The sequence below is a fragment of the Ereboglobus sp. PH5-5 genome, from assembly GCF_029504805.1.
Classification (GTDB): domain Bacteria; phylum Verrucomicrobiota; class Verrucomicrobiia; order Opitutales; family Opitutaceae; genus Ereboglobus.
In genome coordinates this window covers 54,621-71,748 of the sequence record NZ_JAQFIT010000014.1, presented here as the reverse complement: position 1 = coordinate 71,748, position 17,128 = coordinate 54,621, and the positions used below count along the sequence as shown (strand labels likewise).

Annotated in this window: 10 protein-coding genes; 7 read left to right on the top strand and 3 right to left on the bottom strand. The window is 62.2% G+C overall.

Features of this window, described 5'->3' with window-relative positions; genetic code table 11:
* Positions 1-130: 130 nt before the first annotated feature.
* Positions 131-976 carry a hypothetical protein gene (locus tag M2103_RS10280; protein ID WP_277510402.1) on the top strand — a complete coding sequence of 282 codons (846 nt, stop codon included), beginning with the start codon at positions 131-133 and terminating at the stop codon, positions 974-976.
* Positions 977-1,061: 85 nt separating this feature from the next.
* Here M2103_RS10280 and M2103_RS10275 read toward each other — a convergent pair whose 3' ends face one another.
* Positions 1,062-1,892 (bottom strand): NAD(P)-dependent oxidoreductase, encoded by an 831-nt coding sequence (locus M2103_RS10275; protein WP_277510401.1) that lies wholly within the window; start codon positions 1,890-1,892, stop codon positions 1,062-1,064.
* A gap of 168 nt (positions 1,893-2,060) precedes the next feature.
* Between M2103_RS10275 and M2103_RS10270 the strand changes: the two genes are divergently transcribed.
* Positions 2,061-4,253: a creatininase family protein gene (locus tag M2103_RS10270; RefSeq protein WP_277510399.1), complete on the top strand. Its 2,193-nt coding sequence runs from the start codon at positions 2,061-2,063 to the stop codon at positions 4,251-4,253.
* 39 nt (positions 4,254-4,292) lie between these two features.
* Here the strand turns inward: M2103_RS10270 and M2103_RS10265 are convergent, their stop codons facing one another.
* Positions 4,293-7,139: a valine--tRNA ligase gene (locus tag M2103_RS10265; protein ID WP_277510398.1), complete on the bottom strand. Its 2,847-nt coding sequence runs from the start codon at positions 7,137-7,139 to the stop codon at positions 4,293-4,295.
* Positions 7,140-7,347: 208 nt separating this feature from the next.
* Between M2103_RS10265 and M2103_RS10260 the strand changes: the two genes are divergently transcribed.
* The 5 genes from M2103_RS10260 to ligA all read left to right on the top strand — a co-directional run bounded on the left by M2103_RS10260 (position 7,348) and on the right by ligA (position 14,868).
* Positions 7,348-8,790 carry a sigma-54 dependent transcriptional regulator gene (locus M2103_RS10260; RefSeq protein ID WP_277510397.1) on the top strand — a complete coding sequence of 481 codons (1,443 nt, stop codon included), beginning with the start codon at positions 7,348-7,350 and terminating at the stop codon, positions 8,788-8,790.
* Positions 8,791-8,828: 38 nt separating this feature from the next.
* A complete protein-coding gene (locus M2103_RS10255; protein WP_277510396.1) occupies positions 8,829-10,613 on the top strand; it encodes a hypothetical protein in 1,785 nt (594 codons plus the stop codon).
* Positions 10,614-10,668: 55 nt separating this feature from the next.
* Entirely contained in the window at positions 10,669-11,862 is a 1,194-nt protein-coding gene (locus M2103_RS10250) for a hypothetical protein (RefSeq protein WP_277510395.1), read from the top strand.
* 149 nt (positions 11,863-12,011) lie between these two features.
* Entirely contained in the window at positions 12,012-12,686 is a 675-nt protein-coding gene (locus tag M2103_RS10245) for a hypothetical protein (RefSeq protein ID WP_277510394.1), read from the top strand.
* Positions 12,687-12,789: 103 nt separating this feature from the next.
* Positions 12,790-14,868 carry an NAD-dependent DNA ligase LigA gene (gene ligA / locus M2103_RS10240; protein WP_277510393.1) on the top strand — a complete coding sequence of 693 codons (2,079 nt, stop codon included), beginning with the start codon at positions 12,790-12,792 and terminating at the stop codon, positions 14,866-14,868.
* 10 nt (positions 14,869-14,878) lie between these two features.
* Here ligA and M2103_RS10235 read toward each other — a convergent pair whose 3' ends face one another.
* Positions 14,879-16,930 carry a copper-translocating P-type ATPase gene (locus M2103_RS10235; RefSeq protein ID WP_277510392.1) on the bottom strand — a complete coding sequence of 684 codons (2,052 nt, stop codon included), beginning with the start codon at positions 16,928-16,930 and terminating at the stop codon, positions 14,879-14,881.
* Between the last annotated feature and the right edge of the window lie 198 nt (positions 16,931-17,128).

Sequence of the window (17,128 nt, the reverse complement as noted above, 5' to 3'; positions counted from 1 at the left end):
TACAAACAAACCCGCGTATTATAATCACAAAACACTTTCTTCCACGGCGCTTTTCCTCTTGGTTTTCAACGCATCGCCTCGCTCAAGCGAGTCGTCAAACTTAACCCGAACCCAAATAAAACAACCTACAATGAACACACTCGCCGAATGGGAAAAAGCCTCCGCAAAATATGAAGCCATGACCGGAAAGGCCAAGCCGCAGGAAAGCGTCAAGAAATGCTGGCTCCGCTCCAACAAGACGCTGAGCGTCACCTTCAAGGAACTCGACGCCGAGGCGAACGCCATGGCGCAACTCATCAAGAAGGGTCGGGCCAAGGACGTCGCAAAAGGCCGCGACAAGCTGCTGAAACGCCTTCAGTCCGTGAACAAAATGCGGACGCAGCACATCAATGAATTAAAGAACGCGGCCGACCCGAAGGCCGACAAGGCCGATCTGAAAATCCAGCAAAGCGCCCTGGCATACCTTTCGGGCAAGCTCGACGCCATCTACAGCCGCGCCGAGCTGGAGGTCGCGGAACTGGATGACGCCACCAAGGCCGGAGGCAAAGAGACCAAGGGCATCGTTGACCGCTACCTCAAGGCGCACAAGGAGCTCGAAATCCTTCTCGCCGATGCGAGCGCCTACTTTTCAAAATTGAAAACGCTCGCCGCCAAAAACGAGAAGAAGCCGGATGCGGCAATTACCCAGAAAATAATAGCCTCTTACAGCAGCAAAAACGGCCCGATGATCGTCAAAATGGTCGCGATATCCAAAAACATCATGGAGATCATCAAGGAAAACGACGACTTCGTGAAAGGCGGTGTTTACAAACATTACAAGGCCATGGTGAAGGAAATTCAACTGATGCCAAAGGCGTTTCACACCAACGCGACCGCGAACGACATCATCAAGGAACTGGTCAAGGTCGATGAGAAATTCTACAATATTAAATTCTGCCTGAAAAACATGGGCGTTTCCATAAGGCAACTCGTTTGATTGTTTATTATAATATTATCCGGCAAAAATGCGCATTGGTTTTCCCAACGCGCATTTTTTATACACATCGCAACCGGGGCCGCGGTTATTTCAGCAATTTGATCAGCGCCGAAAAATCCTCGTTGGAGTAGCCCGCCTGGTCGGCGTGGAAGAGGCATTCGCGCACGGTGTCGAGCACCGGAAAATCATCGCAGCCCTCCGTGCGCGACGCCAGGCGCATGTCCTTCAGCATGTGCTTCACCGAGAACTGCGGCGAAAAATCCCCCGAGCGCAGCTTGGGCTCCTTGAGCGCCGTGACGCCCGAGTAGCTCACGTTTTGCCTGATGACCTTGAAGAACAAATCGTCCGGCACGCTCACCTTGCGCACCATTGTCAGCGTCTCGGCGAGCGCCTGCATTTGCCCGGCGATGTTCAGGTTCATCGCCAGCTTGAGCGTCGTCGCCTGCACATTGGTGCCGATTGTGTATCGAAACTCGGACACAAGCGACAGCAACGGCTCCACCTCCGCGATCAACGCCGCGTCGCCGCCAAGATAATAGACCGACTTCTTTTGCTCCGCCGCCGGCTTGCTCCCGGTGAACGGCGCCTCAAGGTAACGCGCGCCGGCGCCTTCGACGAGTTTCTTGAACTCCTCGCTGCTCGCAGGGTCGATCGTGCTCGATTGAATGACGATTTTGCCCGCGCCGAGCGCCGGCAGAATCGCGTCGAGAATCCCCTTCACCGCCGGCGGATCGGCCACGACGATCTGCACCACGTCCGCCGTTTTCGCGACATCAAGCGCGGACGGCATCCACCGCGGAAAATCCGGTTGCGGCGTGCGATTCCACGCGCCCGCGAGCACGCCCGCGTCGTTGTAGTGGCGGGCCCACACGCCGCCGATAATGCCAAGACCGATGACACCGATTGATTTTTTCATGGTGCCCGGATTATCCGCTGTTTTCCGCCAAACCGCAAAATGTATTTCGCGCGCAAAACCTGAGGACCATCCCGAATTAAGATTTTCTGATTTTTTGACCCCGGATTTACACGGATGATAAACAGGGCGTCGCAAGCGACGCCCCTGCATATTTATCCGTGTTAATCCGTGTCATCCGTGGTCAAAGTGGAATACTCGAAACTTCGGTTGCGCATCCCGCGCTTCATTGTAATTGTGCATGTCATGGGCACCTTCTGGCTCGCGAACGCGCATCACGAAAATTTCTGGCCGCATCACTCGTGGCCGGAGTTTGCCGCGCTTTCGGGCGACGCCAGGGCGCGCACGAGCGTCGTGCTGCCCGTGCACGGGTTTGCCGACCACGGACTCGGCCTGCCGCTTGATGCCGAGGAGGTTGCCGGTGGCGAGATTTTGAAACGCGCCGCGATGGAATGCGATTCGCTGCTCGTGCTGCCGCCGTTGCGTTTTGCGCTCGCGCCGTATCAGCGTTCGACGTTTTTCGGAGTGGACGCGGACACCGCTTATGACCACATGCGCGAGATCGTGAAATCGGTGAAGTCCGCCGGTTTCAGAAAAATTATTTTCTTCAACACAAGCCCTTGGAACGAGGAACTCGCCGCCACGGTCGCGCTCGACACGCATGTCGATTGGGAAATGGAAAACCGCGTCGTCAATGTTTCCAGGCTCGGGATGAGTTTTCATCCCGGCGCGCCAGCCCCGGCGCGCGCGAACGCGCAGGCCGCCGCGATGCGCGTGCTGGGATTGTCAGCCGCCGATGTGCGCGCGAATCTCGAACGCGCCGGCGAGGCCGATGTGCGCGACGCGGATTTTCGTCCGGGGAATTTTCAGCAACCCGAACCGCTCGCGCCCGACGAATCGCTCGACGGCGAAACGATTTTGACCGCGGTGGCGGCGCATCTGGCGCAACGCCTGGGAGCGCGGGCGTCCCGCCCGCCCAAACAAGCGGGCGCAACGCCCGCGCTCCCGGGAAAGGGCTGGCATTCTCGCGATTACTTGCCCCATTTCGACCAGCCCGGCCTTGTCCAGTCCATTACCTTTCGCTTGCACGACAGTGTTCCGGCAAAGGTGATTGAGCAGTGGAGGGTCGAACTCGATTGCAATGACGATGGAACCGCCGTTCCGTCCGACGATCCGCGCTCCGTTGAGCTGCGCAAACGCATTGCCGAATATGAGGACGCCGGTCACGGGGCGTGCCACTTGCGCAATGCCGGCATTGCCGCGCTCGTCGAAAACGCCCTTCTGCATTTCGACGGCGAACGCTACGCGCTCCTCGAATGGTGCGTCATGCCCAATCATGTGCACGCGCTCATCGCCACGCGCGAGGGGCACGCCGTGTCCGACATCGTGCATTCCTGGAAGTCTTTTGTCGCCAAAAAGGCCAACGCGATTCTTGGCGGCCAGGGAGCCTTCTGGATGTCCGACTATCATGACCGCTACGTTCGTGATGCGGGACACCTCGTCAGTATTCGGGAGTATATTCGCAACAACCCTGTGAAAGCCGGCTTGGTAAAAACCGCGCAAGCATGGAGGTTTGGCAGCGCCGGGCACCCCGGGAGCGCGGGCGTCCCGCCCGCCCAAACAAGCGGGCGGGACGCCCGCGCTCCCAGGAATTACCTTCCTTCATTCACGCCTGCGCAAATCGACGCGCTGCCGGACAAGCACAACGCGCTTGTCATCATTTCCACGGGCGCGATCGAGCAGCACGGGCCGCACCTGCCAGTCGGCGTGGACGCGATTCTCGGGCAGGCGTTGCTCGCCGGCACGCTGCCGAAACTTTCCGCCGAAACCGCGCGTCGCGTGTTTGTCGCGCCGCCGCTCACGTTCGGCAAAAGCAACGAGCACGACGGTTTTCCGGGCACGATCACGGTCTCGGCGCGGACGCTGCGCCGTGTGCTTTGCGAAGTGGCGGCGGAGTTGTGCTCGATGGGTTTTGGTCGTATCGCAATTTTAAATACGCACGGCGGCAACAGCCCCGTGATTGTTTATACGCTGCGCGAAATCCAATCCACGCTCGGCATGCGCGCCGGAATGCTAAAGGCGCCGCTCTCGCCGGAACTCTCCGAACACGAGGCGAAAAACGGAATCCACGCCGGCGAATGGGAAACCGCCCTCATGCTCGCATGCGCGCCGGAGCTCGTGCGCATGGACAAGGCCGTGCGCGAATACCCCGCGCGTCCGCTGGATTCGTTTGCGTGGATGACGCGCGACGTTTCCCAAAGCGGCGTGATGGGCGACGCGACTGCGGCGACCGCGGAAAAAGGCAGGGCGTGGATGGATGCCGCAACCGCGGCGCTTGCGGCGCGAATTTCACGGTTGCTGTGACCCTGGGAGCGCGGGCGTCCCGCCCGCTTGTTTGGAGGCTCACAATGCTTTCAGCAAACGCTCCAACTCGGCTTTTTTGGCCTGCTGGTCGGCGAGTTGTTTTTTCGCGCCTTCGAGCACTGCCGGCGGGGCTTTGCTGACGAAGGCTTCGTTTGCGAGGCGCGCTTGCGTGCCGGCAATGTGTTTTTCCAATTGCGCAAGTTCCTTCGTCAGGCGCGCGCGCTCGGCGGCGGCGTCAACTTTCACGCCGGTGTCGAGATAGAGCGTGCCGAGCGGCGTCACGATTGCGGGGAGCGCGGGTTCGCTCGCGGCGCGTTCGATGCTCGCGGCGCCGACGAGGCGGGCGAGCTTGGCGGCGTTTGAGGAAAGGGCGGCCCAGTTGGCGTCGTCGGCAAGGACGAGGAATTTCACGTCGCGCTTTTGGGCGACGGATTGCTCGGCCTTGAGCTGGCGGGCGAGCGTGGCGGTTTGTTGCAGTTTTTCCACGCGCGCGGTGGCGCTGTCGGAAATAAGCACGTCGTTTTTGCGGAGTATGCCGGCCAGTTCGTCCGCGGTTTCGAGGCGTGTGTTTTGCAGCAGGTCGTTTGCCGCGCCGTAGCCGAGGAGGTGCCAGAGTTCCTCGGTGATGAAGGGCGCGAAGGGCGCGAAGAGGAGCAGGAACTCGCGGATGACGAGGTCTTGCATGGCGAGCGCGTGCGTCTTCGCGGCGGGGTCCTGCACGCGGGTCTTGGCGACCTCGACATACCAGTCGCAAAAATCGTTCCAGAAAAATGAATACAGGCGTTGCGTGGCGGTCGCGAATTCGAACTCGGCGAAGCTGCGCTCGAGCACGCGCATGGTGTCGAGGAGCGCGCCGAGGAGCGCGTGGTCGTCGTCGTCGAGTTGCGCGGGGTTGAGGCGCGCGAGGATGGCGTCGAGCGAGGAGTTGTCGGCCTGGCAAGGAGCGGGACGCTCCTTGTCCGCAGGCGGGACGCCCGCGCTACCCGAACTCATCTGGCGGAAGCGGCAGGCGTTCCAGAGTTTGTTGCAGAAGTTTTTGCCGCCTTCGATGCGGTCCTCGTCGAACTTCACGTCCTGGCCGAGCGGGGCGATTTGCAACATGCCGAAGCGCAGGCCGTCGGCCCCGTATTTTTTAATGAGGTCGAGCGGGTCGGGCGAGTTGCCGAGCGATTTCGACATTTTGCGTCCCTGCTTGTCGCGCACGATGCCGTTGAAATAAACGTGCTTGAAGGGGATTCGTTTTTCCAGGGGTTCGCCTTCGTGCGTGAATTCCAAGCCGGCCATGATCATGCGGGCGACCCAGAAGAAAATGATGTCGGCGCCGGTGGCGAGCGTGGTGGTCGGGTAGAGCGTGTCGTAGTTGGCGGCTTTCATCGCGTCGGCGTCGGGCCAGCCGAGCGTGGCGAAGGGCCAGAGCCACGATGAGGCCCAGGTGTCGAGCACGTCGTCCTCCTGCGTCCAGTTTTCGGGATCGGCGGGGCCGTCGAGCGAGACGTGGATTTTTTGCGGGTCGGCGAGGTCGGCGGGCGTGAGCGTGTCGCGGTCAACGCCCTTGCGATACCAAACGGGGATGCGATGGCCCCACCAGAGCTGGCGGCTGATGCACCAGTCCTGAATGTTTTCGAGCCAGTTCAGGTAAACTTTCGTCCAGCGCTCGGGGTGAAACTTGATCGTGCCGTCGCGCACGACTTGCTTCGCCTCCTCGACGCGCGGGTAGCGGAGCCACCACTGCCAGGTGAGGCGCGGCTCGATGGGCACGCCGGCGCGTTGCGAGTAGCCGACGTTGTTTTCGTAGGGCTTGGCCTCGATGAGCGCGCCGCGTTCGGAGAGGATTTCGGCGGATTTTTTGCGCGCGACGAAGCGGTCGAGTCCGGCGAGTTCGGGGCCGGCGCCGGCGTTCATGGTGCCGTCGGCGTTGATGCTGTCTATGACGGGGAGCTTGTGGCGCTGGCCGATCTCGAAGTCCACTTTGTCGTGGGCGGGCGTGACCTTGAGCGCGCCGGCGGCGAAGACGGGATCGACGGCGGCGTCGGCGATGATGGCGATCTGCACGCGCTCGCCGAGCGGGCGCCAGACTTTTTTGCCGATGAGGGTTTTGTAGCGCGGGTCGTCGGGATGCACGGCGACGGCGACGTCGGCGGCGATGGTTTCGGGGCGCGTGGTTTCGAGGACGATGTGCGTGACGCGTCCGTCGTTGATCGCCTCGGGCGGAAGCGGGCGGGCGTCCTCGGGAATTTCGGGAATCGGCGCGGGTTCGACGAGCTCGTAGCGGACGCGGTAAATGTGGCCCTTGGTCGGGCGCATTTCGACCTCCTCGTCGGAGAGCGCGGTGAGCGAGACGGGGCACCAGTTGACCATGCGTTTGCCGCGGTAGATGAGGCCCTGCTTGTAGAGTTTGACGAAGGCGGTGAGGACGGCGCGGCTGTAGCCGGGGTCCATCGTGAAGTGCGTGCGGTCCCAATCGCACGAGCAGCCGAGTTCGCGCAGCTGCCGGAGGATGAGGTCGCCCTTTTCGTCGCGCCAGGCCCAAACGCGTTTCAGAAATTCGTCGCGGCCGAGATCGTAGCGGGTTTTGCCCTCGGTTTTCTTGATGTGTTTTTCGACCATCGTCTGCGTGGCGATGCCGGCGTGGTCGGTGCCGGGAATCCAGCAAGCCGCCTTGCCCTCGAGGCGGGCGCGGCGCGTGAGCACGTCCTGGAGGGTGTTGTTGAGCGCGTGGCCCATGTGCAGAATGCCGGTGACGTTGGGCGGCGGGATGACGATGGTGTGCGTTTCCTGGCCGGGCTTTGGCTCGGGTGCGGCGAAGGCGCGCGCCTGCATCCAGGCGGAATACCATTTTTTCTCAACGTCGTGCGGCTCGTAACTCTTGGTGATTTCTGCGGACATGGTTCGTAAGGAAAAGGCTGAAAAACTGAAGGACTGAAAGGCTGAAGGAATTGGGAATGCGGATGCGGAATGAAAAGACGCGAGCGAACCAAGTGTCGCGAGCGCTGGCAAGCGGGTTTGTGGGGACGATGCGACTTCTGTCCGGAACCGCGCGCCGGGTTGAATTACTCATTGACCGTTTTGCAACGGCTCGCGTGAATACGGGGGCATGGTTCCCAGTGTGCTCATCGTTGATGACGAAAAAAATACTCGCGAGGGTCTCCAACAGGCGTTGGAGGACAATTACGATGTGTCCATCGCGAGCAACGCGGACGAGGCGTTCAACTTGATGGATGCGCAGGAATTTGACGTGGTCGTGACCGACCTGCGCATGCCGGGCGGGAAAAACGGGCTGCGCGTGATCGACCGCGCGCTGACGCTGCCGAACAAGCCGGCGGTGATCATGATGACAGCCTACGGAAGCATCGAGACCGCGGTTGAGGCGATGAAGCGCGGCGCGGTGGATTTCCTGACGAAGCCGGTGAACATCGAGCGGCTCGAAATGCTCATCCAGCGCGCGCTGAAAACAAAAACGCTCGAGGTGGAGGTGCAACAGCTGCACGAGCGACTGGACGACAAATTCAACTTTGATGGAATCATCGGAAACTCGCAGGCGCTGAAGGACGTGCTGGACCGGGTGCGCCTGGTCGCGCCGTCCAGGGCCACGATTTTGATAGAGGGCGAGTCGGGCACGGGCAAGGAGCTCGTGGCGCAGGCGGTTCACCAGGCGAGTTCGCGCGCGCGCGCGCCGTTCGTGGCGGTGCATTGCGCGGCGTTGTCGGAGAACTTGCTGGAGAGCGAAATCTTCGGCCACGAGCGCGGCGCGTTCACGGGCGCGACGGAGCGGCGCGTGGGCCGTTTCGAGGCGGCGGACGGCGGCACGCTGTTCCTCGACGAAATCGGCGAGATCTCGCAAAGCACGCAGGTGAAATTGCTGCGGTTTCTGGAAACAAAAACAATCGAGCGCGTGGGCGGCACAAAGCCGATCCCGCTCGATGTGCGCCTGGTGGCGGCGACAAACCGCTCGCTTGAGCAACTGGTGATCGAGAAAAAATTTCGCGAGGATTTGTTTTTCCGGCTGAACGTCGTGCGCATCGCAATGCCGCCGCTGCGCGCGAGGCCGGAGGACATCCCGCCGTTGCTGGCGCATTACATCAGGCAATTCAGCAAGGAAAACAAGGTGCCGCCGCTCACCGTGGAGCCGGGCGCGATGCGTTATTTGCAGGCGTATCCGTGGCCGGGAAACATTCGCGAGCTGCGCAATTTTTGCGAGAACGCGGTCGTGCTGCGGCGCGGCGGCAGGCTCACGGAGTTCGACCTGGAGCCGCGCTTTCGCGGCGAGTTGAAGCCGGCGCTGCCCGCGCTGGTTGTGGAGGCTCATCCGGTGCCGCCGGTGGATGCGACGCCGTCCGGCGTCGCGCTGGCGCCCGCGACACCCCGGGGGGCGTCGAGCGCGTATTCGATTGAGGAAAACGAAAAGCGCCTGTTGCGCGAAGCCTTGATCAAGGCGCGCGGCAACCGCACGCGCGCGGCGGAGTTGATGGGGATAAGCCGGCGCACCTTGCACCGGAAATTGCAGCGCTGGCCGGACCTCGACGTGCTGGACAAGTAGAGGAACCGCCAACCCAACCCCGCCTCACGTTTTCAAAAATGAGCACGCTACCAAGACGATCACTCCAGGAATGGGTGCACTGGTTTGAAATCGGCGAGGGCTCGCGCTGGGTTCGGATCGCGGGGCTGGCGGCGGGCGTGCTGTTGTTGTCGTGGTTTGTCGGATACAAATTGTTTCGCGGGCCGCTCACCGAGGTGACGATGGCACAGGCGGTTGTTGGCCGGCAGGTGGCGGAGGGGCGCGGTTTCACGACGCTGGTGAACCATCCGCAGTCGTTTGCGTGGGCGCGGGAGCGAATCTCGCGCGGGAAGTTTGTGGACGTGCGCAAACCGCTGCCGGAGTTGCACCAGCCGCCGTTGTATTCGGCGGCGATTGCGGCCGCGCACCGATTGCTTCCGGCGCGCTGGTTCAACGGCGACACGACGCTGCTCGCATTGAACATCGTGTTGTTGTGGTGCGTGGCGATGCAGAGCTTTTTTCTGGCGAGAAACCTTTTTGGTGAAATGGGCGGTGTGATTGCGTTGCTCGGCGTGATGCTGTCGGCGCCGATTTGGGCGGCGACGGTGGCCGTGAACGGCGCCGTGCTGACCATGGCGCTTTGGCTGGCTTTGTTTCAGTTGACCTGGTCCGCCGAGACGCGGGTGATGAAAGCGGGCGGCGGTGCTGCGCTGACTTTGGGGAGACGCATAACCATGTCCCTCTGGCGTCCCGCTTTGACCGGGATGATTCTGGGCGCGTTGTTTTTGAGTGATTACACGACGATCGTAGCCGCCCCGCTGGTGGCGGTGGTGATTTTGACAAAGGTGTCGGACTGGCGGGTTTTCAGGTCGCTGGTATTGATCACGGCGGTGTTCGTTGTGGTGGCGGGGCCGTGGATGGCCCGCAATGTGTCGCTGACGGGCAGCCCCGTTGGATTCGCCGCGCGGGAGCTCGCGCTCAAGGCGGGCGACCCGACGGCGGAGCCCGCGACGCGGCGCGCGATGTTCACGACGGAGTCTCCGGCGGTTGATTTTAAGAAGCTCGGCAACAAGGCGCTGACGAGTTTGCAGCGCGGGGCGGGCGAGCGCTTCTGGTCGGGCGGGGGGATTTTTTTTGCGGCGTTTTTTGCGGCGGGGTTCGCATACCGGTTTCGCGACGCGCGGGCGAACCGGTTGCGCTGGTTTGCCGTTGCGGTGATCGCGAGCGTGGCGCTGGCGCAGGCGTTTTTGAGCTCGGGGGAGGGCGAGCGCGATGTGTGGCTGTGCATGGCGCCGCTGGTGATTGTTTTTGGGACGGGTTTTTTCCTGGTGCTCGTGAAGAGCAGCGAGGCGCTCGAATCGCGCGGGCTGGCGGCTGCGCTGGTGCTGCTGGCCCTGCAGGCGGTGCCGCTTGCGCGCGATGTGCTGGAGCCGCGCGGGACGCGTTACAACTACCCGCCGTATCTGCCGGCGCTGTTTTCGGGCATCGGGCAAAAGCTGTCGGAAAATCGCGCGGAGCCGCCCGCGTGGATGTCCGACGTGCCGGCGGGCGCGTCGTGGTATTCCGGGCAGCGCGTGTGGGCGCAGCCGGCGACGATGAAAGGGTTTCATGAGGTGGCGCGCTGGCAGCGGGTGCGCGCGCTGGTGCTGACGCCGGCGACGCTAGCGAGGCCGTTTTTCGGCGAGATTGCGAACGAGCAGTCGCACGGCAGGGGCGACTGGGCCCCGGTCTATCGCGGTTTGGCGGCGGGGCGGCTGCCCGCAGATTTCCCCCTGGTCGTGCCGGTGAGGATCGCGCCGGATTTTTATGTGCTCATCGATCCGGGGGCGCCGAAGGTTGCCGCGGAGGGCGCGCATGAAAAATAAAGACGTTGCCGGGGCGGGGCCGGTGATTCTAGCGTGCCGTTTCTTTTTTATCCCGATGAAACGACTGTCATCCCTCCTGATCGCCTGCGCCGGCCTGTTGCTGGCGGCGAATTACGCGCGCGCGGTTTACGCGCCGATTCCGGAAGTGGAGCAAGGGCGCCTGCTGACGGCATACTTGAGCGCGGGATATTATTACGACTCGAACATCTTTGGCGCGGCGAAGGGCGAGATCGAGAGCATCGTGTTTCAGGCGCAGCCGACAATCGTCGCAAACATATCGGCGAGCCAGCAGACATTTTTGTCCGCGAGTTACCAGTTGTCGATGGACTACCTTGAGAACAGGCCGGACGACAAATTGCTGGCGAGCCATTCGATCAGCGGGCGCGTGGCGCACGCGTTCACGCCGCGACTCGAGGGCGAGCTCAGCGACTCGTTTCAAATCGTGAAGAACCCGGAGTCTCTGCTGCCGGGAATCGGCGGCGGGGTCGCCAATCCCGACCAGTCCTACAAATACAACCAGCTCGACGGAAAACTGGCTTACAACATTAGCAAGCGCGTCGGTTTGAAGGGAAAGGCGCGCACGATGCACATGAGCTACGACAACGATTATTTGAGCGAGGACCTCGACCGCGCGGAGTATCTCGTGGGTGTGGAGGCGGTGCGGCTCTCGCGCGAAAATTTGCAGTTTTCCGCGGAGTATCGTTACAAGGCGATACGCTACGACGAGCACGGCTCGTTGAAAAACAAGGACTCGCACTTTTTGTTCGCGGGCGCGGATTACGCGCTGACCAAGCGCACGGCCTACACGGCGCGGCTGGGAATCGAGGCGCTGTTCCGGCGCAATGGCGGCGACTCGGCGCTGCCCTATGTCGAGCTGGGTGTGAAGCACGACTACAGCGACTTGAGTTTCATATCGGCCGGCTACACGTTCTCGGCGCAGGAATCCTCGAACGTGATTCTCTACACCGACATGTATACGCATCATTTTTTCGTGAACGTGCAGCATGCGCTGAACAGGCGGTTCATTGTTTCGTGCATGACGGACTGGCAGCCGTCGCAACTGAACGGGCGCTCAAATATCCCCGACATCGACGAGTCGAACCTGAAAGTCGGCGGCGCGCTCACCTACACATTCAAGGAAAAATGGTCCGCGTCGCTGACATGCGATTACGATTATGTGCACTCCGACGATTCCGGGCGCAACCTGGAGCGCGTGCGCTTCGGCCTGCGCGCGCGTTGGGTGTTCTGATGCGCGCAGCGTGTTGAGAAATCATTGAGCGGCGGCCATTGTGCGTTTTGGGCGTTTGTTTTATTCTTTGCGCGTTCCCGCTTTTGGCGTCGAATGGCGCACGGGTCTCCTCCTCGCCCCGCCGCCTTTTTCACTTTGGAGAAAACACAATGAATAACAAAATACTCATCCTTCCGCTGGTGTTGGCGGCTGCGTTTGCGTTGTTCGGACAACCGCTTCGCGCGCAGGCTCCGGAGGGGAAATTCAGGGCCGGTCTGCTTGGATACAGAATGATAAGCCTCAAGCAGCACACCTTTTCCCATAACACGCATCCCGACGATTCATTCCTGCCCGACGCCCATGTTCCCGGTTCCGCCGGCACGACCGACATTGGAAACAAACAGCATTTTATGTCGATCACCCTGGGGTGGCAGCCGCGCCTTTCGGACTGCGTTTCCCTCAATTTTGACGCGGGCATTTTATTGGGCGACAATCGCGACCGCCATCAAAACGCCAATGACGACCGGCTTCCCGGCAATGCCGCGTTCGTTTATTCGCAGGCTCGTTTCGGAGCGCTCGCGGCCGCGGGCATGTCATATCATTTCAAACATTTTTTGCTCGGCGTTGAAACCCAGCTTGCAAGCGTGCTGGTTGAGCACGGCTGGGATAGGTATGGCTCCGATAAAAACCAAACCTCAAAAGTTCATCATATGCTCTCTGCCGGTCCCAAGGCGGGCATCAGGGCGAAACCCTTTGCGGGCGGCAGCACCACCTTGGGTCTCGAATGCACGCTCCAATTCAACCACGCCGTGACATTCGGAATTCAAGGGGTGCTTGGTTTTTGACGAAATGTCGCGGTGGAGCGCCCGCCAAAATGCCGGGAAATTTTCTTTGCGCTTCTTGCGCCTTTTTGCGGCCATGGGTTTTGTTTCGAACAATCCAATTTCCATGAATCCCGACGAGATCAGGGCACGCATCAAAAAACTTCGCGCGGACATCGCGCATCACGACGAGCTTTATTACCGCAAGGCCGAGCCGGAGATTTCCGACGTCGAATACGACCGCCTGAAAAAATCGCTCACCGAGCTGGAGGATGCGCATCCGGATTGTGCGCAAGACGCGTCCGCTGACTCGCCGACGGAAAGGGTGGGGGACGACCGCACGGAGGGCTTCGCCACCCACACGCACCGCGAGCGCATGATGAGCCTCGACAACACCTACTCGGAGACCGAGCTGCGCGAGTTTTGCGCGCGCCTGGAAAAACTGCTCGGGCGCGAGGAACTGGCTTACGTCGTGGAGCCGAAAATCGACGGCCTCGCGGTGAGCGTCACCTACGAGCACGGAAAACTCGTGCGCGCCGTGACGCGCGGCAACGGAGTCGAGGGCGACGACATCACGGCCAACGCGCTCACGATCAAAACGCTCCCGCGCACGCTGAAAAAGGGCGACGATTTGTTTTCGCAGCCGCCCGACCTGATCGAGATTCGCGGCGAGATTTTCATGACGACCGCGGAGTTTCAGCGCATCAACAAACTGCGCGAGGAAGCCGCCGAGCCGCTCTACGCCAATCCGCGCAATCTCGCCGCCGGCACGATCAAGCAACTCGACCCGCGCGAGGTCGCGCAGCGCAAACTGGAAATCGTGCTCTACGGCCTGGGCGCGTGCGAACCGGCCTCCGCGCTGCCACTGGCGCAGCACGACTGGCACGAACAGGTGCGCGCGTGGGGACTGCCGACGCTGGAAAAATACTGGGTGGTGAAAAACGCCGACGAAATTTGCGACGCCATTCGCGAGCTCGACACGATGCGCGAGAAGTTCGCCTACGCGACCGACGGCGCCGTGGTGAAGCTCGACTCGATTCCGTTGCAGCGCGAGGCGGGCGCGACCTCGAAGGCGCCGCGCTGGGCGATGGCATACAAATTTGCGCCGGAGCGCGCCGAGACGCGCCTGAACGCGATCACGATTCAAGTCGGACGCACGGGCGTGCTGACCCCGGTCGCGGAACTCGAACCGGTGCACCTGGCGGGCACGACGGTGCAGCGTGCGACCTTGCACAATCGCGATGAAATTGCGCGCAAGGACATCCGCGTGGGCGATTTTGTTTACGTTGAGAAAGCCGGCGAAATCATTCCCGCGGTCGTGGGCGTGAACACCGCGAAGCGCGCGCCGGAATGCGTGCCGTATGTGTATCCGGAAAAATGCCCGGTGTGCGAAACGCCCGTCGTGCAGCTTGAGGGCGAGGTGGCGTTGCGCTGCCCGAACCACGAGTGCCCGGTGCAGGTGCGGCGGCGCGTGCGCCATTTCGCGTCGAAGGCGTGCGTTGACATCGACGGCCTCGGCGAGGCGATGGTGGACACGGTTGTCGAGAAGGGCTGGGTGCGCAGCGTGGCGGACCTTTACCGGCTGCGCCGCGACGACCTGATGACGCTCGGCAAGAGCGTGGAAAAATCGACTGACAACCTGCTCGCCGCCATCGAGACGAGCAAGCGCGCGGACCTGTGGCGCTTCATCCACGGGCTCGGTATCACGCACGTCGGCGCGTCGGCATCGAAGGATCTCGCGCAAAATTTCCGCAGTCTCGACGCGCTCGCCAAATCAAAATACGAGGACTTTATTCTGGAAAAGAAAACGGTGATCGAGGGAATCGGCGAAACGATGGCGCTGGCGATCATTGAGTATTTTAACGAACCGCGAAACCGCATGCTGGTCGGCGAGCTGCTCGCGCTGGGCGTGAACCCGACACCGCCGCCGGAACGGAGCGCGGCCACGAGCGCGATGTTCGCCGGAAAGACGTTTGTGCTGACGGGCACATTGCCAACGATGACGCGCGAGCAGGCGACCGAGAAAATCGAGGCCGCCGGCGGCAAGGTCAGCGGCAGTGTGAGCAAGAAAACCAGTTACGTGCTCGCGGGCGCGGAGGCCGGCTCGAAGCTCGCCAAAGCCGAGTCACTCGGCGTGCCCGTGATCGACGAAGCGGAGTTTGTGCGAATGCTGGAAGACGGCGAGACGGATACCCAGGCCGTCTAGCGCCGCGGCGTTATGACAATTTCAATCTGCGCAGGCGCAGGGCGTTGAGGACGACGGTGAGGCTGCTCACACTCATTGCCACGCCGGCATACATCGGGTTGAGAGTCCATCCGAACAGCGGATAAAAAAGTCCGGCGGCAAGCGGGATGCCGAGCGCGTTGTAGAAAAACGCCCAGAAAAGATTTTGTTTGATCGTGCGCAGCGTGGCGCGGCTCAGGCGTATGGCCTTGGAAATCGCAAGCAGGTCGCTTTTGACAAGGACGATGCCGGCGCTGGCCATTGCCGCGTCGGTGCCCGCGCCCATCGCAATGCCGATGTCGGCGGCGGCGAGCGCGGGGGCGTCGTTGAGTCCGTCGCCGGCAAAAATAACCGTCTCACCGTGGGCCTGGTGGTCTCGCACGAGTTGTTGCTTGGATGCGGGCGTGGCGCCGGCGTGAATGTCGATTGGCGGGAGGTGAAGCTGCTCGGCCACGGCGCGGACGGCGGCGGGGCGGTCGCCGGAGGCGATCACGATGCGGAGGCCGGCCGCCTGAAGCTCGGCGATGGCGGCGGGGGTGGTGGGTTTGAGCGTGTCGGTGAAGGCGAGCGTGGCGGCGTGCCTGCCGTCGATTGAAAGCGCGGCGAGCGTGTCGGTGTCGCGCTCCTTGTGGCGCTCGGCGCGGGTGATTTGTATTTGCTTTCCGGATACAGTGGCGGCGACGCCGAGGCCGGGCATGGCGGCGAAGTTTTCGGCGGGCGGGATGCCGAGGCCGCGCGCGCGCGCGGCGGCGAGCACGGCGAGGGCCAGGGGATGCTCGCTGTGCGACTCGGCGGCGGCGGCGAATGCGAGGAGCTCGTTTTCCGGGAGCTCGCAACCGGGGTCGGGGGCGAGCGCGGTGAGGGTGGGGCGGCCTGTGGTGAGCGTGCCGGTTTTGTCGATAAGAAGCGTGCGCGCGGAGGAAAGGCGCTCGAGCGCGGCGGCGCTTTTCACGAGCACGCCGGCTTGCGCGCCGCGTCCGATGCCGGTGACGATGGCGACGGGCGTGGCGAGGCCGAGCGCGCAGGGGCAGGCGATGATGAGCACGGCGACGGCGTTGAGGAGCGCGTGGACGAAGGAGGGCGACGGGCCGAGGACGAGCCAGAGTGCGAAGGTGAGCGCGGAGACGCCGAGCACGATCGGGACAAAAATCGCGGAGACGCGGTCGGCGAGGCGCGCGATGGGGGGCTCGCTTTCCTGCGCCTCCTCGACGAGGCGGATGATGTGCGCGAGGAGCGTCTCGCCGCCCACGCGCGTGGAGCGGAGCGTGAACGTGCCGGTTGTGTTGAGCGTGCCCGCCGAGACGGAATCGCCTGCGTGTTTGTCCACGGGAATCGCCTCGCCGGTGAGCATGGCCTCGTTGACGGGGCTTTCGCCGGAGGTGATTTCACCGTCGACGGGGATTCTTTCGCCGGGGCGCACGCGGAGGATGTCGCCCGGGTGGATGTCCTCGATGGGCACGTCCTGCTCGGTGCCGTCGGGGTTGACGCGGCGGGCGACCGAGGGCGCGAGCGCCATGAGCGCGCGGATGGCGGCGTCGGTGCGCGAGTGCGCCTGCTGCTCGATGATTTGCCCGAAGAGGACGAGCGTGGTGATGACGGCGGTGGATTCGAAGTAGAGCGGGAGCCCGTGCGGGCCGCGTATGGACTCTGGGAAATAATCGCCGAGCAGGAGCGCCACGGTGCTGTAAAGCCACGCCGCGCCGGTGCCGGTGACGGTGAGCGTGAACATGTTCGTGTCGCGCTCGCGGATGGAATACCACCAGCGGCGGATGAAATACTTGCCGCTCCAGAAAAACACGGGCGTGGCGAGCGCGAACTGAAGCCATGCGTTGGTGCGCGGGGTGATCGATAGGCGCGCGAAGAGCTCCTGGAAAAACGCGGGGGCGATCATCTCGCCCATTGAGAGAACGAGCAGCGGGATGGTGAGCACGAGCGCCACGTAGAAACGCGGCAGCAGCACATGAAAATCGGGCAGCCCCATGTAAACGGGCGCGTCCGGGGCGCCGTGGGACTTGGCGTTTGGCGTTTCGTGTGAGTTGTGCATGGAAATTTGGTAGCGCCAAATTATTTGAAACTCCAAACACTAAACTCAAACCCGCAATTTCAGGCCCGAAATATAAGCGTTTGCGCATGGGGGTTATTCAGAAACGTATTAAATTGTCGCGGCGGTTGCGAAAAAACCGCCCGTGCGCGGCGCATTGACGGTGCGCGCGTTGTTGACAAACCGCCCCCCGCGCGCGCC

Coding starts and splice junctions, on each gene's coding strand:
- M2103_RS10265 (WP_277510398.1), bottom strand. CDS start 7,139: ATGTCCGCAGAAATCACCAAGAGTTACGAGCCGCACGACGTTGAGAAA.
- M2103_RS10280 (WP_277510402.1), top strand. CDS start 131: ATGAACACACTCGCCGAATGGGAAAAAGCCTCCGCAAAATATGAAGCC.
- M2103_RS10255 (WP_277510396.1), top strand. CDS start 8,829: ATGAGCACGCTACCAAGACGATCACTCCAGGAATGGGTGCACTGGTTT.
- M2103_RS10250 (WP_277510395.1), top strand. CDS start 10,669: ATGAAACGACTGTCATCCCTCCTGATCGCCTGCGCCGGCCTGTTGCTG.
- M2103_RS10275 (WP_277510401.1), bottom strand. CDS start 1,892: ATGAAAAAATCAATCGGTGTCATCGGTCTTGGCATTATCGGCGGCGTG.
- ligA (WP_277510393.1), top strand. CDS start 12,790: ATGAATCCCGACGAGATCAGGGCACGCATCAAAAAACTTCGCGCGGAC.
- M2103_RS10235 (WP_277510392.1), bottom strand. CDS start 16,930: ATGCACAACTCACACGAAACGCCAAACGCCAAGTCCCACGGCGCCCCG.
- M2103_RS10260 (WP_277510397.1), top strand. CDS start 7,348: ATGGTTCCCAGTGTGCTCATCGTTGATGACGAAAAAAATACTCGCGAG.
- M2103_RS10245 (WP_277510394.1), top strand. CDS start 12,012: ATGAATAACAAAATACTCATCCTTCCGCTGGTGTTGGCGGCTGCGTTT.